Source organism: Burkholderia sp. APQ4-4ca, assembly GCF_057837105.1.
Map to the genome: position 1 here is coordinate 3,774 of NZ_JBYQCG010000210.1, position 319 is coordinate 4,092.

The window sequence follows — 319 nt, forward strand, 5'->3', positions numbered from 1 at the left end:
AGACCTTTGAGCATGGTGGTCCTCAAAATAGAAAAAAGGGGGAAGGGAACTGCGAGCGTTGCCGACTATCGGGACAAATGCGCTTCGAGCTTGGCGTGGATTTCCAGGGCGACGCCCTGCCAGGCGCGAGCACTGACCATTGGGTTGACTTGCAACTGATCGAGTGATGTTGTTGCAACGCGCTCCGCGTGCTGGCTGAGCGCATCCATCACGAACGCTTGCGCGAGCGCGCCGTATCGCGAGAACGTCATGATCTCCGTGAGACATTCGAGGTTGGTCATGGGGATTGGAATCAGGTGGAAACGAGAAAACGCCGGGA

At 57.1% G+C, this 319-nt stretch carries 1 protein-coding gene; it reads right to left on the minus strand.

Annotation, left to right across the window (positions count from 1 at the left end; genetic code table 11):
* Positions 1-65 precede the first annotated feature (65 nt).
* The gene (locus AC3IFE_RS21520) at positions 66-281 is read right to left on the minus strand and encodes a hypothetical protein (protein ID WP_489191903.1); all 216 of its coding nucleotides are present in this window, start codon (positions 279-281) and stop codon (positions 66-68) included.
* Positions 282-319 lie beyond the last annotated feature (38 nt).